General features: G+C 48.9%; 1 protein-coding gene. It reads left to right on the plus strand.

Features of this window, described 5'->3' with window-relative positions:
- The first annotated feature begins 203 nt into the window (after window positions 1–203).
- On the plus strand, window positions 204–644 hold the full coding sequence (locus tag JUJ53_RS00595) for a transposase family protein (RefSeq protein WP_239124671.1): 441 nt from the start codon (window positions 204–206) through the stop codon (window positions 642–644).
- Window positions 645–730 lie beyond the last annotated feature (86 nt).

Here is a 730-nt window from a genome sequence, read left to right on the forward strand (position 1 = left end):
ACATTTTGTAGTATTTAAGGTGCTCGAATATTAGGTGGAAACGACCAGACGCCTTGGTATAACACTGCTCATATCCTAATTGAGCGCTTTCTGTGTCATGCCAAGCCCCGAAGATACCGCCTATCCACGGCTCAAAAGCAATAGACCTTATCGGAAATTGAGCTGATAGAATCGGTATCAGGAGCATAGACCAGGGTGAGCCAATGAAAATGACCTATGCTGAGTTGCGGACAAAACCTCGGACCTTGTGCAGTTTGACTGGGCTGAGGGTGCAAGAGTTTGAGGCCTTATTACCCAGCTTTGGTAACGCTTGGGACAGCTTCATGCAAGACACCTTTCAGCGCAAAGACCGCCAACGAGCCATCGGAGCGGGTCGCAAAGCGCATCTGAGCAACCTGGAGGATAAGCTCCTGTTCATCCTGATGTACGTTCGCCTTTACCCTACCCAGGACGTTCAAGGCTTTCTCTTTGGCATGAGCCAAGCACAAGCTAATCAATGGATTCATCGCTTAACTCGCGTCTTGAACCAAGCCTTAGGGTACGAACAGCAACTCCCGGAACGCGAACCAGCGAACCTGGAGAGGCGTTGCGCAGTAGAGAATGATTTAAGCGAATACTGGAATCTGACGATGCTTGAGAGCTGATTTATAAAGTAAGCCCTTAAGCAGCCAATCGCTTTACCATCAGACGAATCAAGGAACCATAAATCATGGACTCACTCACCTCTGGG

The sequence above is a fragment of the Leptolyngbya sp. CCY15150 genome, from assembly GCF_016888135.1.
Taxonomy (GTDB): domain Bacteria; phylum Cyanobacteriota; class Cyanobacteriia; order RECH01; family RECH01; genus RECH01.